This is a genomic window from bacterium, from assembly GCA_009926305.1.
Classification (GTDB): domain Bacteria; phylum Bdellovibrionota_C; class UBA2361; order UBA2361; family RFPC01; genus RFPC01.
Genome location: RFPC01000002.1, coordinates 16,905 through 40,293, shown reverse-complemented (window position 1 = coordinate 40,293; position 23,389 = coordinate 16,905). Strand labels below are relative to the sequence as shown.

The window sequence follows — 23,389 nt, the reverse complement described above, 5'->3', positions numbered from 1 at the left end:
GAACGGAGGAAGAGATGGAGGGCTCTGAAGCAATGCGTCAGTTTGAGGTAAAAGAACCTGGATCACACTTCGATCATCTTATTCGCCAGACGCGTCTTCATCATCAACAAATTAGTATGATGATTGATACGAAGGCCAATATGCTGATAACTATTAGCTCTCTGATTATTACTCTGAGCGCACCACTGCTTCTAAAGCCAGAGCTTGAGATGATAGCCATTTCTCTTATTATCTCTGGAGTGTTTACCGTTTTGTTCGCGGTTTACGCTGTAATGCCCAAAAAATTTGGTAAGACGACGACACGTCTCAGTCATGAAGTGCCGTTTGATGCTATGCGCTCTTTGTTTTTTGGAAACTTTATAAACATACCGTATGAAGAGTTTGAAAGAGCGTGGGAAGGAGTTCTGAAAGACCACGCGCTTGCTTATCGCGTGCAGGTAAGAGAGATCTACGATTTAGGTCAATATTTGGCAAAGGAAAAGTTGCGCTATGTACGGTTGGCATATCTTTCATTCCTGTGCGGTATTCTTTCTGCGGTTGCCTCAGTTGTGTATCTATTTCTTATACCTGCTTTGACGATATAGTTTTTAAAGTCGTAGGCTCACCCTGTCCTTGTCATTCCTTTGCTCGGAGCTCTCAGAACATACAAGTAGCAGCCCATTACCAGGGGACCCCAGATTGCACTTATGGTCGGGAGACTCGGTATATATCCAAAGGTGAGAGCGGTCATCAAATAAAGAAGGAGGACAGTCTCAGCTCTTGGCTGACCCTTTGCCATGGCCTTGGACCAGAGATAGATGAGGGCTGGATATAACAAAACAAAGTAGTGGGGCCAAGCTACTGGCGAGCATAAAATACAAGCAGTAAGAATAAATAAGGCACTTCTCGTCAGATTACGTTGTTGCTGGTCGTTGAAATACTCATATGCAATAAGAATTAATAAAAGACCTCCAGAGAGCCCGCCGACCAGGGGAAGAATGGTTTCAGAAATATCTGATGGTGCATCAAAGTTGAAGGCGAACTTCCAATAGAGAAAAAAGAACAAAAAAGAAAGAGAGACACCTTGAGAAATCTCGAAATGGAGTGACCGTATATAGGGAAGCACATTACTAATATAAGTCACGTGCAAGCACTCTTGAGAAAACAATTCCGCTGTTAGAGGCAAAAGTAAAAATCCGAGAGTAAAAACAAAGAGGGCGCGAACATTGAATGGTTTATTCTTATATGTTGTACCTAAGGCAATCAGTATCAGTGGTAATGTAAATAACTTTATTGATGCACATACCCCAAGAAGCCAGCTTCCCAGTTGAGGGCGTCTTTGGATGAGAGATAATGCCCACATTATAATTCCAGCAATGAGAAGCTGCGTTTGACCGTGCCGGATATGGAAAAGAAAGGGATAGGAAAATATGATGCCAATTGCTCCTACCATAACTGACTTACAGCGCATGTCTAAGGTCTTAGCGAAAGTAGAGGCGCCTAAGATAAAAAACGATACTTGAAAAAGATTCCATAGCCAGAAGGCAAGGAGCGGGCTCAACAGCGTGAAAGGAACTGTTAAGAGGATAAGTGCGGGTGGATTTGTCGCATGGGTATTTGAATCTGTGGCGGCTATGTCGAGTTCATTCAGTGTTGGCTGAAGTGAATCTTTATAGGGATTTTCACCGCGTGACAGCCGAATGGCACTGGCATAATAGTGCTCAAAGTCACCATCGAATCGACCAGCAGAGAACTCCTTAATTGCCAGAAGCGAATATCCCCCATTGAATAGAACATATACGCATCCGAGCAGAGCAATTATTATTAGGAGTATTCTCTTTTTAGCCATCTCGATTGTGTAGTCTCAGGACATGAATATTGGACGATCTCATTGGTAGTGTAATTCTTATTGCTAGTGTAATTGAGGTATCAGGGAGTGGAAAGGGGGCTATTGCTAGAGAGAGAGAAGATCTCTGAGAAAAGCTTCCTTCTCTCGATTATTCAAAGCATACCATTCTTGATCAGTCACATGTCGCACCTCGTACCCTGCTCGTTTCATAATGGTATCCTGAAGTATATCATTACCCTTTGGAGTCCCGTCTGATAGATGGTGATAGCGTACGCCATCTGTCTCCAATATAATTTTCCGATTGTCAGCGAAGATAACAAAATCTGGACAGAGTCCTTCTATGATCGTTTCAGTGTAAAGCTTGATTGCCGGCTCAAAGTTTTTTAAGTGACTCAGTACTTCTCGTTCAAAACCATTCTTTTTGTGCGCTCGAATCTCCTGTTCAGCTAATTCTTGAATGGGCTTAGCATAGCTTCCAGGTGACGATAGTCCCAAGGCAACTTTTGCATGATACATTTGTCGCTGTTCTTGTGGTCCTGATGCTTCAGTTTCGAAGATTGAGGAAATAGTGTTGACAATTTCTTTTGCATTATCCTTTTCTAATAATGCATAGCTCCAAGCTAAGGTGGCAAGATCTTGTGGAGAACATATTTTGGACTGGAGCTCACCTATTCGTTCTTCTATGGCTGTAAGCAGGGGTTGATGGGGTATGTTGAGACGAGCAAAGGACCAAGTCGTTATCGCTCGTTCATGCCACGTAAGAGAATCAATCTCGAGAGCTATCCTATCTCCCAGCTGGTTCTGTAATGTTTCTTCCCGCGCATTAAAATATGCAAGATAGTGAAGTGCGTCTATACATTCGGAGCAAGACCATCCATCAAGCCGATTCGATATTTCCGGTATGAGCCCTTCTATAAATCCATCATGCGCTAAGCCAGCACGAAGTTGGTGAGTCATGAATTCAAATATTTGCTTGCTCTTGAGTTCTTCTGGTTGATGTTGGAGTCTCCGAGTTACTTCTTCAAGGATATCTTGACTAAACTCAGAGCCAGAGATTTTACTCGCACCGTGAAGAATGCCGAGTTCGAAGGAGGTAAACTTCGTAATTCTCTCGAGACATTTTTCTTCAAGGGCTGTTACTTGAGTATCGAGCAGTAATTTAGAGGCATAAAGTAATCCACGAGCCAAATCAGTATCGGTCAGGCTATCAGAATCTCTCTCTAATCGTTCAAAAGCGGGCAGAGCAAAATGCATTTGGAAACGCTCTTCTACATTGAGTGAGCATAAGCTTCCAAGACAATGAACCAGCGTCGGTAAGTCAAAGTTTTCAACTTCGCCGCCAGCTCTTCCGACTAATGAGGTAACTAAGGGTCCAGAACGTTGCCCTAATCCGATAAGCCCAAATAAGGTCTCTGATATGTTCCTTGCCTCGAAGGAGTCGAGTTGACGTCGAGCAATACTGGTAAGGGAACGCAGTCGTTCCTTATTTGGATTTACATGGAATAATCGCTCCACATCTGGGGTTTTGCGAGCTAGATTTCCCAACGCATAGAACACCTGAGCGAGGTTTTGGGGGCTAAGGGAGCTGGCATGACTCTTTTCGGTATAGGCTAGAAGATCCTTCGCGATTTCACCGTCACACTGTTCAGAGAAGATTATTGACCTGAGCCGTGCGCCCGTTGTTACTGGATGTTCGTGTGGAGCCGTACCCATCTCGCTATATCCGATCAGTCATCGAGGAGCAGAGTCCGTACCAGTCCCGCTACACCGTCTAAGGAGTTTCCTTCAATGTCTGAACGGTGAATCATTTTGGAGCAAGATGTTCCATGAAAGAGCGCGATTGAGGGGGATGATGGAGGATAGTCCACTATCAGGGACCTTACTTTTTCTGTAGCCGCTTTGTCTTGTCCTGCAAAAACTGTCAGGAGGTGATTAGGTGGTTTAATGCCCTCGGAAGATAATGCAGCAAGAACACCTGGCCGAGCGATTCCTGCCGCACAACCACAAACGGAATTAACGACTATCAGTGTTTTCTCTTCTTCACCGACCTGACGAAAGTGATCATTAACGTCCTGTTCAGTTCTCAATTCTCGAAAACCATTGGCGGTCAGCTCTTTACGAAATGGTTCAACGATCTCTTCTGGATACATAGTAGGGAATTCCTCACATTCGTGTTTTTGAGGACTGAGATGAGCCCTCTCTAAAAGCCTTAAATAGAAAGCTGTTTTATAGACCATAGGAAACTACGGCTCATGATGCAATCCGCTATCTGTTTTGCTACCAGGTCTGCAACAGGACTGGCAGAAATCGTGGTATTTAACTCTAGATTTCAAGTGCCTGTATTAGAGCTTCGGCTATTCCAGGGGCACTAACGATGAGGTTCGTTCCATCGATATCAGTCGGAGTAAGGTTTTCTGGGTCCTCCCAGGCGGGAAATTGGGCGTAGGGGTCGGAAAATCTTGAAATAACCGCTCCTGCCTCTTCGGCAATCATGAGTCCAGCAGCTACATCCCATGGCTTTACATCTTCATAGTAGCCATCAAGTCGCCCACACGCTGTAAAGCAAATATCAACAGAGCAGGCACCTAAACGTCTCACATCGCGGAAACGAGTAAGGGCACTCTCTAGTCGGTGTATAATCCCCTGAATATTAGAGCGTTGATACGGAAATCCAGTGGCAATTAGCGCTTCTTCAGGTTTTGTAACACCAGAAACGTGAATCGGCGAACCATTTAAGAACGCACCCTCCCCACGGGAGGCTGAAAATAGCTCCTCAAGAAAAGGACAGTAGACCACTCCTACCTGCCGAATACCATCGATGGCAAATCCAATCGACACTCCTACGCAGTGGTGTCCATGAGCGAAGTTTGTAGTGCCATCAATCGGGTCAATTATCCAGAGTGGACCTTGCGCCAGTCTCTTCAGATTCGGAAGCGGCGCTTCCTCTGATAGAATAAGGTGATCGGGAAACGACTCGCGTATCGTCTCCACTATGATAGTTTCGCATGCAAGGTCTGCCTCAGTCACCAGATCTCTACTCCCTTTCATTTCAATTGAAAAGGAGCCCTGTTCGCGTATTCTACGAGCTTCTAGACCCGCTTTTTTTGCAGCAGATTTTGCAACAGCAAGGGCAGTTCCGATAAGATGTGAGTCAACCATGCAGACGATAACAACACATTCTCATGCAAAATTGAACTTACGACTCAAAATAATTGGTCGGAGAACGGACGGCTACCATGAGCTGTCTATGCTGAATGTACTCATAGGACTCCATGACACTCTCCAGATCAGGCTTGAAGGGGGGGACGGTTCCGTACTCTTTTCCATGAAAGGAAGAGGCTCCTCTGAAATACCGAATGATAAAGGAAATCTTTGTGTCCAAGCAGCTATTCGACTCATTGAAAGAACGCAAAGAAATGACGTCAATATTCTGATAGAACTCGATAAAAGAATCCCTGCCGGAGGGGGCTTTGGAGGAGGAAGTAGTAATGCGGCTGCAGTTTTATCTGCTGTGCATGAAGCTTTAGGTCAGCCACTTGATGAAGTTGAACTGGCTAAGCTCGCACTTTCCATCGGAGCTGACGTTCCCTATTTTCTCCGAGGGGCCTCTCAAGTCTGTGTCGGGGGTATAGGCGAGCAATTACATATTGACCGTTCGAGTTCCCTTCGCTCAACACCAGTATTTCTGATCCTTGGACTGCCGCATCTCGGTACCCCTGTCGTGTTTCAGGAAGCTGGATATTCTACGCGAATGGAGAATTCAGTTAAAAAGCCCACGAATAGTTTCCCAGAAGAATATGGACTGCTTCTTTCCTTAATTCAAAACGATCTAGAGATAGCAGCGTCATCGCTTTGTGGTTTGCTGAAGGAAACCCTGGCGGCGCTGAGAGCTCTTAACTGCGGAAGGGTTGGAATGACGGGAAGTGGTTCTGGGGTTTTTATACTTCCCAAAGATCAGACTGGATTTCACATCGAAGATGTTGAAAAATTGGAGGAGTACTGTCTGAGTCATGCTCTTGAGCTCGTAAAGAGTTCTATTATTTAGCCTATCTCGAGAAGAACGGATGGTTCAAAGGTCATGAAAGCCAGAGTGCTCATAGTCCTAAGAGAAAGATTTTCTTGGGGATAGAAACTAAGAAAATCTCTTAAAAATGAGTTGTTTGCTTATTCAATGAACCAGTTGAGACACCTCAACGAAGAAGACAACATAATAAACAAGTATGAGCAGTAACATTGAGCAATCGCGAGCTTGGTGCCAGCAGCTGAGTGCTGAAGGCGAATTGCCGAGACATTTTCGAGAATCCTTTCAGACCTCTAATGGCTCTGATCGAGGGCTTGGTATCGGTCGACGCCCAAACTTTGCGACTGAACTCACGGTGCATTTGGGTGACGCTGAACCTGCCGAGTTACATAATGAGGTCTTTCAATGGGTGCTGAGAAAATTAGGCAACCAGGAAGCAGGTATAACTCTCGAGAATTTCATTACAGGACACACCATAGATTCTGCCTATCTCGATACTTCATTGGAGACTCGCTCTTTTGCCTTGCATGCTGCAGGGCCTACACCGACTCACTGGGCAATGAGGCTTATTCAGCGTGATCTTCACTTCAACCCGCGATTTTGGGAGACGAGTGTAGGGATATCTCAGGTTGGTGAAAAGGACTTTAAGGTTAAGTTGCTTAATGAACAGATGGTTTCGCCTGATTTCCATGGGGCGATACACCCGACACCATTGAGTACCCCCGGAATTGTTCAGCGGATCATCAGCGATACCAGATGGAGAGTCTCTTCTGGCAGTGCACCAGTAAGTTATCTTCCTCAACGAATCGACGGCAGAAATGCCGATACGTTTTTGAAAGCAATGAGTGATCCTGATCGAAAGCTGCTCGCGGTGGCCGTTGCAAAAATACATGGTCCTGCAGGTGATAGCGCATATCCGATTGATATGCGAGCAATGGCGAGGTCGCTGGGAGGAGTTGCAGTTGTCTATGGACTAGAGGACTCGAGGCAGATTCAAGATGTATTAGGCTACCTTCCCAATCATAGTTTGACGTCGGAAGACATTCCATTTCAGGGCTTTGCTCAACTGTATTATCCGCAGCGGTCCGCAGACTCAGAGATGAGAAAATTTCGAATATCAACGAATGAGCTAGTGCATCAACCATTTGTAGGTTCTGATATCCATCTTTCGGCCCTGCGGTGTTCAATCAATGGAATGGCTTTTCAAGACAATTCACCTCTGTCCGTTGCAACTATTCAGGATATTGATTTACTCGAAAATACTAGAAAATCCGAGGAAAATATAAAGCTCATCAATCGACAAACAAAAGAGCTTCGAGAGTTGAGTGTCGAGCAAAGGGATTCCGAGCGGTATGAGGCACTGCTGAAGCAAACAAATGCGACTCTCTCGGAGCTCCAAGCTGAAAATATGGCGCAGAGGGAAGAGTTAAACAGACTTCGCAGCGCTAATGCTAGTTTAGAGGAGGAGCTGAACATCTATGACAGTGTTACTAAGCAAGAGAAGGCTGAACTCATAGCGAAGCATGAGACAGAGTTAGAAACGACGACCCGAGAATTGGTACATCATAGAAATCAATTCGAGATTAAAGCACAAGAAGAGCAAGAGCGAGTAACGGTCCTTTTAAAAATTCTTGAACCGTTAAAAGAGCAGATGAATTTACTTCAGATTCTCGACTACCTGGAAGCGAGCTATTCTGAGAATATGGTGATTCATCCGGATGCGTACGCCGGTGCTGAAGAGATGGTTGAAAAAGGATGCCTTTCTAAGAAAGGAGCTCAGAAGAGAGCAAATCAACTCCTTGAAGCTATGGCGACAAGACTCTTCGAAATGAAGTTTGAAGAGGGAAATTTTGAGCCAAAGCGATACAAAGCTGAAACTGGCTTCGAGGTGAACATGACCGAGTCGAAAGAGACCAAGGCCCGAGGTGAGCTGATGAACCATCGAGTTGTAAGCTATCAGGGAGAACCAATATGTGCGGAAGCTCATGTGAAGTTTGGAAATCAGCCAGGGAATCAGATTCGAGTCCACTTTTTCTTCGACGAGAGGATCGGAAAAGTCGTCATTGCAAAAATTGCCGATCATCTCCCTATATATTCATCGAACAGTGCAGGAAAACGTCGTTAGCCAGGAATGCACCTGTCGAACCGTAACCACTTTTCTTGTTATGGTATTCAAGATGAATTCAGGAGTCAGCTTGAATGATTCCTCCTCAAGATAACCTACTGAAAAAAGTGAATAATAGCCGACAGTACCTAGAACCGCTATCCCATCTTGTTATGTGTATTCTCAAAAATGTGGGAGAAAAAACCGAGAGGTTGCAGAATTAGATCGAATGGTACAAGAATACTGTCTCAGGTTGGCCGGTCGCCAAGTGGTAAGGCCCCGGATTTTGGTTCCGGTATCCGTAGGTTCGAATCCTACCCGGCCAGCCATACCTCTTTTTAGGTGCGCGTCTTTTGTAGGTGTTGGACCTGCTCGGTAGTGCACTCATACCTACTTAGCACCGTTTGTCTTTGTCTTTCGTTCGAAGAAGAGCACCTAAAACAAAAAATGTCATGTTGCTTGTCATTTACTTCTTATTTTGTGCTAAGGTCTCGGCAACACTTCAGTCTTCGCTCAGGAGATAATCCGGAGGAAGAAGGAAAGCACGTTGGACGAGGGAATACAGCTTTCCTAGGGAATGCAGCCTTTCTTCTGGCTTCGGTGTTCTTTTCTTTCTTCAGTGTTCTCCTCTTCAGAGAAGCATAAGAGGTGCAAATAGAGTGAAGCCCATAGAGTGGAGCATTTTCTGTCATGAAAGAAAGACAACTCGTCGTTTTCTCTGGTCGGTCAAACCCAAGCTTTGCAACTGCAGTTTCGGATGCACTAGAACGTGAGATCGGCAGGCTTGAAGTTGTTAAGTTCAGTGACGGCGAACTGTCTGTTGAGATAGGAGATAACGTTCGAGGTAGAGATGTCTTCATTGTTCAGAGTACCAGTGCGCCGGGAAATGATCATTTGATGGAGCTACTTATCACCATCGATGCTCTCAAGCGAGCAAGCGCCTGGCGTATCACAGCAGTGATTCCCTATTTCGGGTATGCACGTCAGGATAGAAAATTAAAACCGCGGGTTCCGATTACCGCGAGGTTAGTAGCAGATCTCTTGGAAACTGCTGGTGCAAATCGAGTGCTCACAATGGAACTTCATGCTGGTCAGATTATGGGATTTTTCAATAAGCCAGTTGATAATCTTAATGCACTTCCGGTTATGGTCCCGTACTTAAGAGAGCAGTACGGCTCACGAGAGCATCCTCTTGTTGTTGTCTCGCCCGATATGGGAGGCGTGGAACGTGCTCGCCAATATGCAACCCGTTTAGGAAACGTTGGCATTGCTATTATCGATAAAAGACGTTCAGGCCCAAACCACGTGGCAGAAATGAAAGTGGTTGGTGATGTGAAGGACAAAATAGCTATCATTGTCGATGACATGGTAGATACTGGGGGAACACTCAGTAAAGCAGCCGACGCGCTCCTCGCTGAGGGGGCAAAAGAGATAATTGCATGTTGTGTACATCCCGTTTTATCTGGGAAAGCCGGGGAGCGCCTTCAGGCATCACAACTGAAAGAGGTAGTCGTTGCGGATTCGATTAATCTTCCAACATCAAGACGGTTTGAGAAGCTGACTGTCCTTTCTGTTGTACCCCTCTTCGCTGAGGCAATTCGAAGAATTCATGGTGAAGATTCAATTAGCAGTATCTTCCGCTAGTTCCCACCGTGATAGGAGATCATGTCCGAGGCGACATCCGAGGCAGGTTCCAAATTGCCGAAGTTATTGTAATTCGTGATAGGAGAGAAATAGACCGATCATCTGGCAGGTGTTCGTCTATAAGACCGCCCTATCAAGAGTTAGTGGTCTTTCCGCCCATCTGGAACAGTGAAATTTCTCCCAAGGGTTGAGAAATATAACCTTTTTGTGGTTAAGTAGCGGTTTCAGGCTGAGTTGCCGAGACAGGATCGATTATGGGTCTTTGGCATAAAAGAGGATATTACGATGACAGAACAGGGTGATTCATCGGCTGCAGAGAATAGTAAGCAGTCCGGACAATCTAAAACAGATTTTCAACTCAAAATTGAAGCACGGTCCCCAAATGGCTCCGCGAAGGCGCGTGGAATCAGGAAGGCAGGGCTCATCCCAGCTGTTGCCTATGAAGTTGGAAAAGAAGCTATACCGTTTTCGTTAGATGAGCGAACCTTCAAGCAGTTAGCTTCTCGAGCGTTAAGTTCGCAGGTATTCACCTTTGATGGAGCAGTAGGGGAACTTGCTGGTAGAAAGGCTCTCGTCAAGGCAGTTCAAAGAGACGGTATCAAGGGAGACGTGCTGCATGTTGACTTTCTTCTTCTAGAAGAAGGGCGCTCAGCTGCTATCATTGTGCCAGTGGTGGTCAGCGGAACGGCGCCAGGAGTTAAGCGCCAAGGTGGTGTACTTGCAACATCATGTCGGGAAGTAACAGTACTTGCCACGCCAGAGAGTGTTCCGAATGAAATCATAGTTGATGTCTCTGGTCTTTCATTGGGAGACCGGATTCGAACACGAGACATTGAACTGCCTGAAGGAGTTACTCTAAAGAGCAGTCCTGATCAGACGGTAGCGATTGTACTCTCGAGTCGAGCATCGAAGACGGAAGAAAGCAAGGCAGAGAGTGCCGATTCTGCTGCGGCTTGAGCATAATCCTGCTTACCTCAGCCGGTTAACCGCTTAACGTCATCTCGCTTTCGAGTCGGTTAGCCGTCGGTCCCAAGGGCGTGTTTGATGATGGAGATCTTGCATAAAAATACTCTGGTATTTGGTCTGTAAGCAGTCGAAAACGGTCAGCAGGTTGCCTGTAAAGAGGAGAGGAGTTCGATGGAAGATCCCTTCACAACCTCCGATGTGTTGATTGTCGGTCTTGGCAATCCTGGCTCAGAATACGAGAGAACGCGACACAATGCGGGCTTTCTCGTTCTAGACCGGCTTTTTGAGGAGTTATCCCGTTCTGGAGAGTCCTCGATTGTCCATGCTCTTCAATGGAAATCAAAATTTCAGGGAAACTATCTCACGCTCAGTCGTTCACCCTATGGAGAACCGGCTAGAAAGCTTTTTCTGTTGAAACCTCAGACATTTATGAACCTTAGCGGAGAGTCCGTACAGGCTCTGGCTAAGTATTTTCAGATACCTCGAGAGCAGATCTGCGTGATTCATGACGACTTGGATTTCCCACTCGGAACCTGCCGTATCCGTAAAGGAGGGGGAGATGGCGGGCATAATGGGCTCAAGTCAATAACAAAGCTTCTCGGGGGAGCCAGCTATGTAAGAGTGCGTTTTGGCATTGGCAGACCAAATATTGGCCAAAAGGCTGACATAAAGGGTGACTTAGTGCATAGTTGGGTGCTCGGAGCGTTCGGCAAGGGGGAACAAGACACCCTGAGTGGAGCTCTGGACACTGCTGTGGATGCGGTTTGCAGTTTGCTTGAGAATGGATTTGAACAAACGCAAATGACCGTTAACAGAAGGAGTGAAGCCCAAAGAAGATAGATATTGGGTTGATGTTCTGTTCTGGGAAAAAGGAGGACGCGACTTCCTCAAGAATAGTAACGTATTGGAATAATTTAATAGGACGCGTCAAACTGATTTTAATTTTCCTACTAAGGGGGAGTAATGATGCAAGCACTTTCGTATCTGATGCCAATTACCGGTTTATTTGGGCTTATTATTGCCTATCGAACGTACGCACAGATTCAGGCCATGCCAGTAGGCTCAGAGAAAATGAGAGCCATCGCTCAAGATATTAGGGATGGAGCACTTGCATTTTTAAGAAAAGAGGCGTTCTACCTCATAATCTTTATAGCGATAGTTTTTCTCCTTCTTGCAAGTGCTCTCGGATACCAAGTAGCGGTAGCCTATGCCGTTGGTAGCTTCTGTTCTTTATTCGCGGGCTTTGCTGGGATGTCTGCAGCAACCGCCGCTAACGTGCGTACGACTCAAGCAGCTTCTGAAAAGAATCAGGGGCTAGCGCTCATGACAGCGTTTAACGGTGGAGCGGTTATGGGACTTTGCGTAGCAAGTCTGGGGATTTTGGGTCTTGGCGTGCTCTATATCGCATTCGGATCGGAAGGAGGAGCGCAGTACCTAGTAGGATTCGGAATGGGCGCATCTTCCGTTGCACTTTTCGCCCGCGTCGGAGGTGGAATCTACACGAAAGCAGCGGACGTTGGAGCTGACCTCGTTGGAAAGGTGGAAGCAGGAATACCAGAAGATGACCCAAGAAACCCTGGAGTTATCGCAGATAACGTTGGGGATAATGTCGGCGACGTTGCCGGAATGGGTGCTGATATTTTTGAATCTTATGTTGGTTCAATGATCGCCTGTATGGCGATCGGTGCAACTATTGCCGTTTCAGAACTATCTGGAATTACTTCCTACGTTGCAGGTGGAGACGAATGGAATTCAAGGCAGTGGCTTATGATTACTCCGTTCCTCATGGGAGTTATCGGACTTTTCTCATCGCTTATCGGAATCGGCGCGATGAACGCCATGAAAGATAAGGATCCAGCCGCAGCGCTCAGAAACTCAACATTTGTCTCGGCGGGAATTTTCCTTGCGATCATGTTTCTCTACACCATGTTCACCGATGTAAATGCCAATCTCTGGATTTCCATGGTAGTAGGAACGTTGAGTGGTGTCCTGATTGGCCTGACCGCAGAGTATTACACGGCGATGAAGCCAGTCTTTGGTATTGCAGAAGCCTCAAAGACAGGTCCGGCAACCAATATTATCGCAGGACTGTCCGTAGGGTTCATGAGTTGTGCTGGGCCGCTCGTGATAATCGCAGTCACGATTGCAATAGCAAACTGGGCTGGTGGTCTTTATGGAGTAGCACTTGCTGCTGTGGCTATGTTGTCTACGGTGGGTATTACGATGAGCGTAGACGCCTATGGTCCGATTGCCGATAACGCGGGTGGTATTTCGGAAATGTCAGAGCTTGGCCCTGAGACTCGGGCTATTACGGATAAGCTAGACAGTATTGGAAATACAACAGCAGCAATCGGGAAAGGATTTGCTATCGGTTCAGCAGCACTAACCGCGCTGGCACTGTTTGCAGCCTTCGCTCAGACGTTAACAGAAAATGAAGTAGTGGTGGACTTCGCAATCACGAATCCAGAGCTGGTTATCGGAGTCTTGATTGGCGCGGCCTTGCCATGTGTCATTTCTGCTCTGACAATGATTTCTGTCGGGAAGGCGGCAGGAAAAATGGTGACAGAGATACGGAGGCAGTTCCGAGAGATTCCTGGACTTCTCGACGGTAAACCTGATGCGAAGCCAGAGGTATCTCGCTGTGTTGCAATCTCTACTGATGCGGCATTAGCGGAAATGAAACTCCCTGGGATTATTGCAGTAGCGGCACCTTGTGTGGTCGGTTTCCTTCTGGGTGCAGCAAGTTTGGCTGGGATGCTACTTGGTGCAACCGTCGTTGGGGTTGTGTTAGCTCTTCTTATGGCAAATGCTGGTGGAGCATGGGATAACGCTAAAAAGTACATTGAGCAGGGGCTGGTAGATGGTGAATCTAAGGGCTCAGAGGCTCACAAAGCGGCGGTTGTTGGTGACACCGTTGGTGATCCATGTAAGGACACCTCGGGGCCAGCACTAAATATTCTGATTAAGTTAATGTCGATAGTAGCTCTCCTCATTGCTCCTCTTTTATAACGAGGAAATAGATAGGATAGCGAGCATTTGTGCGGATTTTGTAAAGAGGATACAGAATGAGAAAATACGAAACGATAATAATTTTTGATTCAGTGCTGACTGATGAACAAGTCGCCGCAGAATCAGAGAACTTTAATAAATTTCTCTCTGAGAACGGAGCGAAAGATATTGTGCTTGATGGCTGGGGCAAGCGTGAACTTGCATACCAGATGAACAAGAAAAACTATGGTGCCTATACGGTCTTCTACTATGAGGCCGATAGCGCTGAGCTTGGTGAACGCATAAATGATCTACTTCGTATTAATGAGTCGGTTACCAAGTTTCAAACGCATCGCATCAGCGATAGTACTCGAAAGTTCAAGGGGCGACTCAGTGGAGAGCATTTAAAGAAAAGTGCAGCTTAGTCAGAGTTTATAAACAGAAAACGTTTCTCATTAGTCAGTATGTGAAGGAGTGATAAGATGGAAGTGCTTCTTATAGAAGATTTTCCGGCACTAGGTTATGTCGGAGATACTGTTCAAGTTCGGAATGGTTATGCCCGGAATTTTCTGTTCCCTCGTGGAATAGCCGTAGATTTTGCCTCTCGTAAAGCAAAAGAATTTAACCATATTATGGCTGGTATCACTGCAAAGCGCTCACGCTTGCGTGGAGAAGCCGAAGAGCTTGGAAAAAAGGTGTCTGCAGAGAGGCTTTCCTTTGAGTTGAAAGTTGGAGCAGGAGGCAAGGCCTTTGGTTCAGTTGGCACAAGGGATATTTTGAAGGCACTGCAGGATCGCGGCTATGCCATCGATAAAAAGCAAGTACGACTGAATGATATCATTAAGAGTGCTGGCGAATTTGAAGCTGAGATTCAACTTCACTCTGAGGTTGTCGTACCCGTTACTGTGGACGTAAAGGCTATCGCTGAAAAAGTCGCCAAGCCAGAAGGCAAGAAGAGCCGCAAGAAAGAGGCCTCTGATGAGGATCAGATTGAAGGAGAAGAATCGAGTAGCGTCGTAGAAGAAGAGCAGCTCCTGGCTGATTCAGAGAGCGGCGAGGAACTCGATGCAGGTTTCATAGCCGAGGAAGAAGCCAGCGAAGAGGAATAACCTGTTCATGTAGCCTCATTTATGATGCTATCGCTGTTCGGTTGCTTTTTGCAGCTTGCTTATATGTATCTGACGAACATACCGTTACTCTCGATTGATATCGAACGCTCGATTTTTATTCATACACTTTGAGAGGGATAGGGTGTCTCCTGTTAAAATATTTCTTCTTCGAATTACTCTATTCTTCGGTGCTTTTCTCTTAGCCGCCGTCATCGTCTTTCAAGCGAGTAGTTTCTTTTCTGGACCCATCCATAGTTCCCCAGTTATTGAGCAAGCCACTCATGATGAAGCTGACGAGGAATCAGAAAGGCGATTTCCGAAAACATTCCGGGTTCGCACAGGTGGAGATTTTATCTCGCTGAATCATTCACCTGACCTAGAACCAGCTCGTGGTGAAGATTTCGGGTTATTTGTTTGGATTCGACCCCGGGGGCTACTGAAAGAAGGCGACAACTCTATATTCGTTGCCAAACTAAAAGCGCATCTGGAGTTTGTGAGCGGGTACTCTTTTGGAATAATCCGAAGAGGTGAGGTGGACCGACCTGCACTATTCTGGGGAGATATTCGAGGACAAGGAGGTAAATTTCTTTTTTCAGATATAGTCGTTCCTCCCAAGGAATGGATGCTACTGACGCTAGGCGTTTTTCAGGGCCAGAGGGTAGTAGTGCACTCAGTAACCACTACCCCAGAGGGGGGAACATCCAGAGTTTTTCATGGTTCACATATTCTTGATCAACCTGTCTACCCTTCCGCTGATAAAGAGCCTCTTATTGTTGGTGCCTTAAAATCAGGGCTCTATCGGGGTGAGCTTGGTCCATTTGGTATCCTGATTGGTGAAAATTTCGAGAAAAACTGGAATCAAATACGGACCGTCATAGAGGATAATGCCCTTTCTCAGAGTGAGATTGTCTCGAAGAACGAGGTGATGCTGTTTGTGCCAGATGGACAAGGGGATTTGTCGGCTTTTCAGCATGAGGTCAAAGCAAGTAAGGTAGACCGAAAGAACAGAAAAGGTAAATAGTAATGCGCTCCCTATTTCACACTCTCATATACGAGAAATCTTTGCTGAGGTCCGATAACCAGCTCTTTCATGAGCTCCAGAAAGAGAGTTTTCAGATTAAAGACTTCGATGAGGATGGTCAGGAATGGAGCACCTCGAACTATCCCGGTGGCTTTACATCCTATGCTTCACGCAATGACCTCTTTTACATGAGCAGTACCTTTCGTGAGTTAGAGCAGCATATTCGTCCGTGTGCCTATGAGTTTGCAGATTCGCTCGGCTATGAGATGAATGGGATAGAATTAGAGATATCTGATATGTGGGTTAACATTATGGGCCCAGGATGCGTCCATACAGGTCATATTCATCCTCTATCATTTATTAGTGGTACTTACTACGTTTCAATGCCTCTTGGAGCAAGCGCTATACGTTTTGAAGACCCCAGACTGGGGCTTCAGATGGCTTGTCCTCCTCGAAGGGAGGAGCTCAGTGATGAGCTGTGTTCGTTCGTTTCCCATCAACCTGCTGCTGGTGATTTAGTGTTATTCGAGAGTTGGCTACGACATGAAGTGCCGCCCCATACCGCAAGTGAAGAACGGGTAAGTGTCAGTTTCAACTATCATTGGAATCATGGGGACGAGATCTGTGAAGAGGTAGGGCAGGAGGCAGAATAATACAATGCGCCCTTTTCTTATGACCCTGGCTCTGTTGAGCTTTCTTCTCCTCCTTTTCTCAACGAGCGCCATTCGTCTGTATCATGACGTTACACTACTTGAATCCTTTCCTGTTTTGCCTCTTTTTTGTCTTTTCATCAGTGTGTTTTTTGCCGCAATAGGCGAAAAGAAATGGCTTTCTAAACGTTCTCTTCTTGAAAGGTCACTTTTCTTCTTTGGATGTATATTTCCAATTGCGCCGGTATTAGGAGTAGATATTGTTTCAATTTTGAGTCTCCTTATATTCGGGGGAGTCATTTGTAAAAACAAAGAGACCTTCCCTCATTTTGGATTCCCCATACTTCTCTATCTTATTCTATATGGCGGATTTACTCTTGTGCATGAATTTCCCAATCTTCAATGGTCGATAAATGCCTCGCAATCTGTTCCGTTTCTCGGTATCCAGGTATTATCTCAACTTGGTTTTGCTGCGCTCCTGTTCTCTGCATTTGCATTCTTTAAGTTATGCTCAGAGGAGAAGTCTGCACAAATTGCTTCTGTAAGAGGGATATTGTGGGGTGGGACGCTTGGACTTCTTTTTTCAATCATACAAGCATTGACTCGAAAGCTTCCGCTAATAGAGCAAATTCACCTCCAATTTCCCCGGCAAACTCCGCTATGGGATTCTCTCAATCGGAGTGTCGGAACTTTCACCGATCCGAACGCGTTTGGTATTTTCTCTGCCGTTTTTTTTATATTTCTCTTATTGCACATCGGGAAAGAACAGGATGTTTATAACGAGCGCCCTCGTCTTGTTCTGTGTGGAATGATCTTAGCAATTCTCGGAGGACTCCTGTCGGGCAGCCGCACATTTCTCCTCTATATTCTTGTCTTTTTTGCCCTGTATGGGGCCTTAACCGCTTACTCTATTAGGAAGCAACATAATGGAAGAAGTGTATTAGTGATTCTGATAGGCATAAGTCTCTGTGGACTCCTTGTCTTGGGCTTGGATAATTTTCAATCACTCGTTCGGGTACGAGAGACCGTCTCAGCCTTATTGAGGGGAGATTTAACTCTTGTTGAAAATCGACTGCAGTTTGCCTCGTTAGGAGTAGAGGCATTTTCACGTTTTCCCGTCTCAGGAGTCGGTCCCCTACAATTTTCAGGGTATGTAACTAGTTTGTCCGATTATCTCGGTATTGATATCGGCTTCTGGACTGATAATCCAAATAATGCCTATATCGGTTTTTTAGCAGAGTATGGCCTCCTGGGGCTTCTCGTGATGACCCTTATGCTGCTCTATTCAAAAATTGGATTACAAGAAGGTCTTCATACGAAAAAGCGCGCGTTCCGAGTAGGCTTAGCAGCTTTTGCTTCCTTTGCTGTCATTCTGTTCATCGGACCCCACTACCTCTTTCAAGAAGTGATGTTGCTGTGCGCTCTATTTTTATCTCTCATTATTCGCCTGATCTCAGTTCACCGCTCCTCGTACCTATTGGCTATTTTTGTTGTTCTTGCGTTCAGTCCGGCGCTCTATGTTTCTACCTTACAGGGCGAAATGGGACTCTATCAGTGGGAGAAAGATCCGGTGTCAGGCCATACCTATAGGTGGACTCAACGAGCCTTCAGCACCTGGATACTCTGTAATGATGAGGAGGGCACCTCTCAACGTCAAGCATCCATTCAGATCCGTAACATCACTTCCGCAGCTCAACGGGTATCGCTCTCTACTGAGGGTGGTCATTTGGAGCAACTGCTTCCAGCGGGCGCCAATCAATCCCTTAAAATTCCTTGTCCTGCAGAAAATCCTTACCGTGGCCTCAATGTCAAAGGATATATCGATAAACCATTTTATCCGAATTCCAAGGGAGACAAACGGCTGCTTGGGGTACAGATCCTCAGTGAATCTCCCAAAGATATTTTGCTTGCTCGGGAGTTAGACAAGGAGAAAGAAGGGACGTAAGATACAAGCGTATGCCAAGAAAATTCAACATTCCAGATCAGTATCGCTCGCACATTATTTCTTATATGAAAAGAGCGCGCTCTGAAATCGATACAAAAAAACGAGATAAGTCACCTGCCGTTCTTGATTTTGGAAAGCTGAGAATTAAATTTGCCAGGCATTTTGGATTTTGCTACGGAGTTGAAAATGCTATCGAGATTGCCTATCGCGCAGTTGAGGAGAATCCGTCACAGCGAGTGTTTCTCCTATCAGAGATGATTCATAATCCACACGTAAATGCTGACTTGCGTGCACGCGGTGTGGAATTTCTATTTTCTACGTATGGGAAAGAGTTGATTTCTCTCTCTCAAGTCGAAAAGAAAGATATAGTTATCATTCCCGCATTTGGGACAACGCTGGAGATGTGCGAGCTACTGGAAGCCAAAGGGGTCGATATCCGTCGGTATAATACAACCTGTCCCTTTGTTGAAAGGGTTTGGAAAAGAGGAACACAACTGGGAGAGCGTGGATATTCGATTGTCATACATGGGAAAGCCCGACATGAGGAGACTCAGGCAACATTTTCCCATGCTTCGAGAGTGGCACCGAGTATCATTATAGCAGATGTCCATGAGGCCGAGTGGCTCAAAAATTTTATACTCGGTCGAGAATCATATGATGCCTTTAAAGAACGGTTTTCTGGAAGAATGTCGCCTTCTTTTTCTGCTTCCACTGATTTAGAGAAAATTGGTGTAATTAATCAGACGACCATGCTTGCTACTGAAACAGCTGAGATTAGTTCTATCTTACGTAGTGGAATGGTGGAGAAGTATGGTGACGATGATATTGACGTACACTTTGCAGATACTCGTGATACATTGTGTTACGCGACAACTGAGAATCAACAGTCCACTCTTGAATTGATCCGTTCGGGGGGTGATATCGCAATTATAGTTGGAGGATATAACTCATCGAATACATCTCACTTGGTTGAGCTGTGTGCAGAACAGTTTCCGACATATTTTGTAAGTGGGCCTGCCGATGTGATCAGTATTAATGAAATTTCGCACCTTGATCTCGAGGAGGGGAGGGAACACATCACAACGGAATGGTACCCAAAAGACGGGGCCGCGGTTGATGTTTTAGTTACCTCTGGAGCGAGCTGTCCTGATACGCTGGTACAAGGAGTTGTGGAGAGATTACTCACTCTATTGGATATCGCACCGGAGCGACTCCGTGAGGTCATCGAGGAATATATCGATTCACTAGAGCGAGTGAGCGAGCCCATGCCCGTTATTTATAGCTCTGATTAGCCGATGATATTGCTAATTTTGGAACAGTCTATGCAGCAGGTATTCCCAGAGTGAAGAGAGTGTTGTTTTTGTGAAACGTTTCGGTGTCTTACTGAAGAGTGGACAGCCAGAATAGACAACTTTTGTCGTGGCAGCGACATTTTCTGTCATACCGATTACGGGGAATCTCGAAGCTCTGTAACGATTGAATTGGGGCTTTATGTGCGTTTTACCGATAGGAGTTAGGCAAATGAAAGGAAGAATGGATTCAGGATTCACCCTCATAGAGCTTCTCACCATCATCGCGATTATTGGTGTTCTTGCTAGCCTTGCTTTGAGCAGCTATGCCATTTACAAAAATTCGGCAACCTTTGCTGTAATTGAGACTGCTCTGCAAGATGCTCAAACCTCCTTTGAAGCGGGAATTGTGGATCCGGATAATCTGCCGGCAAGTTTCGGTCTTATCGCTCAAACGACAGCTGGAGAGATGACCAATCCAGTTGCCTCAAGTCTTTTGCCAGGATTTCGACTACCTCGACTCACAAAATTTCAAGTTCGATTTGATGGGGCCTGCGCCAACCCAAATGATTCAATGGGTTTTATGCAAATCAATCATTGTCAGGGCAAGAAATATCTCACGTGGGAACGGTTCTGTGATGGGGTGATTGTTCGCTTGGCAGTTGATGGCGACGGGTGCCCGTAGTCGCATAACTTTTAATTTATATTTCTCTATCTTTCATTTAACCATTGAACAGTTCTATACTCTGGGGCGCGTAGAATAGGAGAGAACTAATGAAGAGTATCGATGTATACGGGATCGGCAATGGTGTGGTCGATGTACTTGTAGAAGTTAGTGATGAAGAGTTTTCTCAGCTTGGTTTCGAAAAGGGAACTATGCATCTGCTTGAGGCTGAAGCTCAAGCAGAGCTTCTAGAAAAATTTTCGCACTGTGATCCAAAGATGGTGAGTGGAGGCTCGGTAGCAAACTCTATAGTTCTCCTTGCACAACTCGGTTCTAGCACGGCCTTTTCATGTCGCCTTGCCGATGATGCCTACGGCATGCACTATCAGTCTGAATTCGAAAGTCATCAGGTCAGACTCACCAGCCCTTTTCACGTGGGCGGCAAATCCGGAACGTCTCTTATATTTATTACTCCCGATGCAGAGCGGACAATGCGAACACATCTCGGGGTTTCCGCTGATTTTTCTTCAGATGACCTCGAGGAGGAGATCATTCGACAAACAAAGTGGATCTTTATTGAGGGATATCTGTTCTGCAATCCTCAGTCTGGACATCCAGCCATTAGGCGTGCGATAGAGCTCGCTCAACAACATGATACAAAAATTGCGGTTACTCTATCTGACGGTTGGATTGTGGATGGGTTTCGCCAAGAGGTTGAACATGCCCTTTTGCATGCTGACTTAATTTTCGCTAACGAGAGTGAAGCCAAAGTGCTTACAAGAACGGAAAGCGGGGAAGAAGCGCTTAAGGAAGTAAAAGCTCGGTATAGAGCTGCTGCTGTAACGCTTGGAGAAAAGGGAGCCTTCATCCATTCGGCAGAGGGAGAATCCGGTCATGTTCCTGGATTTTCAGTTGAGACGGTGGACCTTACTGGGGCCGGTGATGCATTTGCGGGTGCGTTTCTCCACGGAGTAGTGGAAGGTCAGACCCCGCTGATGGCAGCGCGAGGAGCAAATTTCATGGCGTCGCAAATTATCAAGAAGGTCGGAGCGCGAGTACACGGTGACCCGAAAGAACTATGGCGAGGTGCCATATAATGAGTGCTATTGAAGTAACAAGTGCTCTATCGACTCTTGTGTCTTCGTCTCTTTGTCTTATAGTGGCTAGCTCATAGTGGCTGTATGCGAAAAAGATGGGAAACAATACATCAGGCAAAGCAGACGATCGACTCAATGAAATCGACTCAATGAGGAGATGCTACTGGCAACTCCCCTCGTACAACGCCCTGAAGGAATCAAAGCTCAGGCTTGCACCACCGACAAGAGCGCCGTCCACTTCACTAATCTCTAAGAGACTCTGAATGTTATCAGGCTTGACGCTCCCTCCGTATAAAACAGGAAGATCTGACTTCGACGGCGCAAAGGCTCTTCCCAGCGCTTTTACCTCCTGGTGAGCTCGTTGAATTTCCTCTGGAGAAGCTACCTTCCCGGTTCCGATAGCCCATACGGGCTCATAGGCAATGGTTATCAAGTCAAAAAACTTATCGCACAAATGCCCTATGGTACTCATTTGAGTGTTCAGTACTTGAGAGGTTTCACCTTGCTCTCGCTGTTCCAAAGTCTCACCGACACAGTAAATAATCCGTAGTCCCTGTTGAAGCGCACCCTCAGCCCTTTGTGCCAAGAGATCTTCAGTCTCTCCGAACATTATCCGTCTTTCGGAGTGACCCACTAGGGCAAAGGTAGCCCCATAGTCTTGAACCATTGGAACCGAAATCTCTCCTGTGAATGCGCCAGACTTCTCATGATGAATATTTTGTGAGCCATATTCGACCATGGGAGAACGAACCGCTGACAAAGTAGCAAGATGCACCGCTGGAGCGGCAACACTAACGGATACTTTGTTTGCCGACTCTCTCTGCTCCGTTGCTTCTACCATTGCTACTACGCTCTCATACAGAGACCGTGCTTCGGATGCGACGAAGTGCATCTTCCAATTTGCGGCCAGGTGGAAACTTCTGCTCATGAGGATGCTAGCTCCGTTAATTAAAGACCTTTTTCTGAGATAAGTCTGCTAACGTCCATCATTCTCGCTGAAAAGCCCATCTCATTATCATACCAAGCAACAACTTTCACCAGCGTATCCTCGATAACCATCGTCGATATTCCGTCCACAATTGATGAATTTGTGTTGCCGATGTAGTCAACACTCACCAAAGGCTCGTCAGAATAGCCTAAAACTCCTTTCAATTGAGTCTCTGACGCCTTTTTTAAGGCGCTGTTTACCGCTTCTTTCGTTACGCCGTCTTTTACTTCGACGACAAAATCCACAAGCGAGGCATCTGGTGTAGGAACTCGCACCGCAAAACCATCAACTTTCCCCTTAAGGTTGGGTAAGACAAGCCCTACTGCCTTGGCAGCCCCAGTTGAGGTTGGAATCAGCGAGAGTGCTGCCGCGCGAGCACGCCGAAGATCTTTATGAGGAAGGTCCAGGATTCTTTGATCGTTTGTATATGCATGAATCGTGGTCATGGTGCCTCGTACAATCCCGAAGTTCTCATCAATCACCTTGGCCACTGGGGCGAGACAGTTCGTAGTACATGAAGCACAACTTATTATCTGATGTTCTGATGCCAGATAACTTTCGGTATTTACCCCGTAAGCGAGGGTCAAATCTGGGTCTGGAGACGGTGCTGATATCAACACCTTTTTTGCCCCCGCTTCGAGATGCTTTTGAGCAGCGTCTCGCTTCGTGAAAACTCCTGTACATTCGAGTACGAGATCAACTCCGAGAGCTTTCCATGGGAGACTCGCAGGGTCCCGTTCAGCGAGAATTGTTACCGTACTCCCCCCAATCGTTAAGCTGTTGTCTTGATAAGAGACCTTTTCATTGAGCTTCCCATGAACCGAGTCGTATTGCAGGAGGTGGGCAAGAGTCTCTCCATTCGTGAGGTCGTTAATGGCTACAATCTCCAGGTTCGGGAAATCTGCTTTGTTTTTCAGAAAATGTCTGAAAACGATTCGCCCGATTCGCCCAAATCCATTAATTGCAATCTTCATCTGTAATCTCCTCTCAAAAAAAGAACCCCCCGAATATTATCGCGTTTGCCACTGAAGGCAACACTTCTTCGTCAGTAGGCTATCACGTTCCATTGGGGCGA

The 23,389-nt window shown here is 46.1% G+C and carries 22 protein-coding genes and 1 tRNA gene; 16 read left to right on the top strand and 7 right to left on the bottom strand.

Annotated elements, in window-relative coordinates; translation table 11 throughout:
• Positions 1–14 precede the first annotated feature (14 nt).
• Positions 15–584: a hypothetical protein gene (locus EBR25_00615; protein ID NBW39481.1), complete on the top strand. Its 570-nt coding sequence runs from the start codon at positions 15–17 to the stop codon at positions 582–584.
• A 17-nt stretch (positions 585–601) separates the two neighbouring features.
• Here EBR25_00615 and EBR25_00610 read toward each other — a convergent pair whose 3' ends face one another.
• From EBR25_00610 to EBR25_00595, 4 genes are all read right to left on the bottom strand, one after another.
• The gene (locus tag EBR25_00610) at positions 602–1,828 is read right to left on the bottom strand and encodes a DUF2029 domain-containing protein (protein ID NBW39480.1); all 1,227 of its coding nucleotides are present in this window, start codon (positions 1,826–1,828) and stop codon (positions 602–604) included.
• A gap of 105 nt (positions 1,829–1,933) precedes the next feature.
• Complete coding sequence (locus EBR25_00605; GenBank protein ID NBW39479.1) at positions 1,934–3,541, bottom strand: hypothetical protein; 1,608 nt, start codon at positions 3,539–3,541, stop codon at positions 1,934–1,936.
• A gap of 14 nt (positions 3,542–3,555) precedes the next feature.
• The gene (locus tag EBR25_00600) at positions 3,556–3,978 is read right to left on the bottom strand and encodes a BrxA/BrxB family bacilliredoxin (GenBank protein NBW39478.1); all 423 of its coding nucleotides are present in this window, start codon (positions 3,976–3,978) and stop codon (positions 3,556–3,558) included.
• A 172-nt stretch (positions 3,979–4,150) separates the two neighbouring features.
• The gene (locus EBR25_00595) at positions 4,151–4,987 is read right to left on the bottom strand and encodes an inositol monophosphatase (protein ID NBW39477.1); all 837 of its coding nucleotides are present in this window, start codon (positions 4,985–4,987) and stop codon (positions 4,151–4,153) included.
• On the opposite strand from EBR25_00595, the gene ispE reads away from it, so the two are divergent.
• From ispE to EBR25_00580, 3 genes are all read left to right on the top strand, one after another.
• The gene (gene ispE / locus EBR25_00590) at positions 4,986–5,873 is read left to right on the top strand and encodes a 4-(cytidine 5'-diphospho)-2-C-methyl-D-erythritol kinase (protein NBW39476.1); all 888 of its coding nucleotides are present in this window, start codon (positions 4,986–4,988) and stop codon (positions 5,871–5,873) included. The genes EBR25_00595 and ispE overlap by 2 nt on opposite strands.
• A 175-nt stretch (positions 5,874–6,048) precedes the next feature.
• The gene (locus EBR25_00585) at positions 6,049–7,974 is read left to right on the top strand and encodes a hypothetical protein (protein ID NBW39475.1); all 1,926 of its coding nucleotides are present in this window, start codon (positions 6,049–6,051) and stop codon (positions 7,972–7,974) included.
• A 233-nt stretch (positions 7,975–8,207) separates the two neighbouring features.
• A tRNA-Gln gene (locus EBR25_00580) sits at positions 8,208–8,282 on the top strand.
• Between the two features lie 144 nt (positions 8,283–8,426).
• Here the strand turns inward: EBR25_00580 and EBR25_00575 are convergent.
• The gene (locus EBR25_00575) at positions 8,427–8,645 is read right to left on the bottom strand and encodes a hypothetical protein (protein ID NBW39474.1); all 219 of its coding nucleotides are present in this window, start codon (positions 8,643–8,645) and stop codon (positions 8,427–8,429) included.
• On the opposite strand from EBR25_00575, the gene EBR25_00570 reads away from it, so the two are divergent.
• From EBR25_00570 to EBR25_00515, 12 genes are all read left to right on the top strand, one after another.
• Positions 8,644–9,597, top strand: coding sequence for a ribose-phosphate pyrophosphokinase (locus tag EBR25_00570; GenBank protein ID NBW39473.1), 954 nt, complete (start codon positions 8,644–8,646; stop codon positions 9,595–9,597). The genes EBR25_00575 and EBR25_00570 overlap by 2 nt on opposite strands.
• Positions 9,598–9,882: 285 nt before the next feature.
• Positions 9,883–10,554, top strand: a complete 672-nt coding sequence (locus tag EBR25_00565; protein NBW39472.1) for a 50S ribosomal protein L25 — start codon at positions 9,883–9,885, stop codon at positions 10,552–10,554.
• 180 nt (positions 10,555–10,734) lie between these two features.
• The gene (locus tag EBR25_00560; GenBank protein ID NBW39471.1) at positions 10,735–11,403 is read left to right on the top strand and encodes an aminoacyl-tRNA hydrolase; all 669 of its coding nucleotides are present in this window, start codon (positions 10,735–10,737) and stop codon (positions 11,401–11,403) included.
• A 126-nt stretch (positions 11,404–11,529) separates the two neighbouring features.
• On the top strand, positions 11,530–13,572 hold the full coding sequence (locus EBR25_00555) for a sodium-translocating pyrophosphatase (GenBank protein NBW39470.1): 2,043 nt from the start codon (positions 11,530–11,532) through the stop codon (positions 13,570–13,572).
• A gap of 56 nt (positions 13,573–13,628) precedes the next feature.
• Positions 13,629–13,976 (top strand): 30S ribosomal protein S6, encoded by a 348-nt coding sequence (gene rpsF / locus EBR25_00550; protein ID NBW39469.1) that lies wholly within the window; start codon positions 13,629–13,631, stop codon positions 13,974–13,976.
• 57 nt (positions 13,977–14,033) lie between these two features.
• A complete protein-coding gene (gene rplI, locus EBR25_00545; protein ID NBW39468.1) occupies positions 14,034–14,660 on the top strand; it encodes a 50S ribosomal protein L9 in 627 nt (208 codons plus the stop codon).
• 142 nt (positions 14,661–14,802) lie between these two features.
• A complete protein-coding gene (locus tag EBR25_00540) occupies positions 14,803–15,681 on the top strand; it encodes a hypothetical protein (protein NBW39467.1) in 879 nt (292 codons plus the stop codon).
• A gap of 2 nt (positions 15,682–15,683) precedes the next feature.
• On the top strand, positions 15,684–16,334 hold the full coding sequence (locus EBR25_00535) for a hypothetical protein (protein NBW39466.1): 651 nt from the start codon (positions 15,684–15,686) through the stop codon (positions 16,332–16,334).
• 4 nt (positions 16,335–16,338) lie between these two features.
• On the top strand, positions 16,339–18,276 hold the full coding sequence (locus tag EBR25_00530; protein ID NBW39465.1) for a hypothetical protein: 1,938 nt from the start codon (positions 16,339–16,341) through the stop codon (positions 18,274–18,276).
• An 11-nt stretch (positions 18,277–18,287) separates the two neighbouring features.
• The gene (locus EBR25_00525) at positions 18,288–19,568 is read left to right on the top strand and encodes a 4-hydroxy-3-methylbut-2-enyl diphosphate reductase (GenBank protein ID NBW39464.1); all 1,281 of its coding nucleotides are present in this window, start codon (positions 18,288–18,290) and stop codon (positions 19,566–19,568) included.
• Between the two features lie 199 nt (positions 19,569–19,767).
• Positions 19,768–20,250 carry a type II secretion system protein gene (locus EBR25_00520; GenBank protein NBW39463.1) on the top strand — a complete coding sequence of 161 codons (483 nt, stop codon included), beginning with the start codon at positions 19,768–19,770 and terminating at the stop codon, positions 20,248–20,250.
• 89 nt (positions 20,251–20,339) lie between these two features.
• Positions 20,340–21,326 (top strand): adenosine kinase, encoded by a 987-nt coding sequence (locus EBR25_00515; protein ID NBW39462.1) that lies wholly within the window; start codon positions 20,340–20,342, stop codon positions 21,324–21,326.
• A 160-nt stretch (positions 21,327–21,486) separates the two neighbouring features.
• Here the strand turns inward: EBR25_00515 and EBR25_00510 are convergent, their stop codons facing one another.
• The gene (locus EBR25_00510; GenBank protein NBW39461.1) at positions 21,487–22,254 is read right to left on the bottom strand and encodes a triose-phosphate isomerase; all 768 of its coding nucleotides are present in this window, start codon (positions 22,252–22,254) and stop codon (positions 21,487–21,489) included.
• A 20-nt stretch (positions 22,255–22,274) separates the two neighbouring features.
• Complete coding sequence (gene gap, locus EBR25_00505; protein ID NBW39460.1) at positions 22,275–23,288, bottom strand: type I glyceraldehyde-3-phosphate dehydrogenase; 1,014 nt, start codon at positions 23,286–23,288, stop codon at positions 22,275–22,277.
• Between the last annotated feature and the right edge of the window lie 101 nt (positions 23,289–23,389).

Coding starts and splice junctions, on each gene's coding strand:
- EBR25_00615 (NBW39481.1), top strand. CDS start 15: ATGGAGGGCTCTGAAGCAATGCGTCAGTTTGAGGTAAAAGAACCTGGA.
- EBR25_00610 (NBW39480.1), bottom strand. CDS start 1,828: ATGGCTAAAAAGAGAATACTCCTAATAATAATTGCTCTGCTCGGATGC.
- EBR25_00605 (NBW39479.1), bottom strand. CDS start 3,541: ATGGGTACGGCTCCACACGAACATCCAGTAACAACGGGCGCACGGCTC.
- EBR25_00600 (NBW39478.1), bottom strand. CDS start 3,978: ATGTATCCAGAAGAGATCGTTGAACCATTTCGTAAAGAGCTGACCGCC.
- ispE (NBW39476.1), top strand. CDS start 4,986: ATGCAGACGATAACAACACATTCTCATGCAAAATTGAACTTACGACTC.
- EBR25_00595 (NBW39477.1), bottom strand. CDS start 4,987: ATGGTTGACTCACATCTTATCGGAACTGCCCTTGCTGTTGCAAAATCT.
- EBR25_00585 (NBW39475.1), top strand. CDS start 6,049: ATGAGCAGTAACATTGAGCAATCGCGAGCTTGGTGCCAGCAGCTGAGT.
- EBR25_00570 (NBW39473.1), top strand. CDS start 8,644: ATGAAAGAAAGACAACTCGTCGTTTTCTCTGGTCGGTCAAACCCAAGC.
- EBR25_00575 (NBW39474.1), bottom strand. CDS start 8,645: ATGACAGAAAATGCTCCACTCTATGGGCTTCACTCTATTTGCACCTCT.
- EBR25_00565 (NBW39472.1), top strand. CDS start 9,883: ATGACAGAACAGGGTGATTCATCGGCTGCAGAGAATAGTAAGCAGTCC.
- EBR25_00560 (NBW39471.1), top strand. CDS start 10,735: ATGGAAGATCCCTTCACAACCTCCGATGTGTTGATTGTCGGTCTTGGC.
- EBR25_00555 (NBW39470.1), top strand. CDS start 11,530: ATGCAAGCACTTTCGTATCTGATGCCAATTACCGGTTTATTTGGGCTT.
- rpsF (NBW39469.1), top strand. CDS start 13,629: ATGAGAAAATACGAAACGATAATAATTTTTGATTCAGTGCTGACTGAT.
- rplI (NBW39468.1), top strand. CDS start 14,034: ATGGAAGTGCTTCTTATAGAAGATTTTCCGGCACTAGGTTATGTCGGA.
- EBR25_00535 (NBW39466.1), top strand. CDS start 15,684: ATGCGCTCCCTATTTCACACTCTCATATACGAGAAATCTTTGCTGAGG.
- EBR25_00530 (NBW39465.1), top strand. CDS start 16,339: ATGCGCCCTTTTCTTATGACCCTGGCTCTGTTGAGCTTTCTTCTCCTC.
- EBR25_00525 (NBW39464.1), top strand. CDS start 18,288: ATGCCAAGAAAATTCAACATTCCAGATCAGTATCGCTCGCACATTATT.
- EBR25_00520 (NBW39463.1), top strand. CDS start 19,768: ATGTGCGTTTTACCGATAGGAGTTAGGCAAATGAAAGGAAGAATGGAT.
- EBR25_00515 (NBW39462.1), top strand. CDS start 20,340: ATGAAGAGTATCGATGTATACGGGATCGGCAATGGTGTGGTCGATGTA.
- EBR25_00510 (NBW39461.1), bottom strand. CDS start 22,254: ATGAGCAGAAGTTTCCACCTGGCCGCAAATTGGAAGATGCACTTCGTC.
- gap (NBW39460.1), bottom strand. CDS start 23,288: ATGAAGATTGCAATTAATGGATTTGGGCGAATCGGGCGAATCGTTTTC.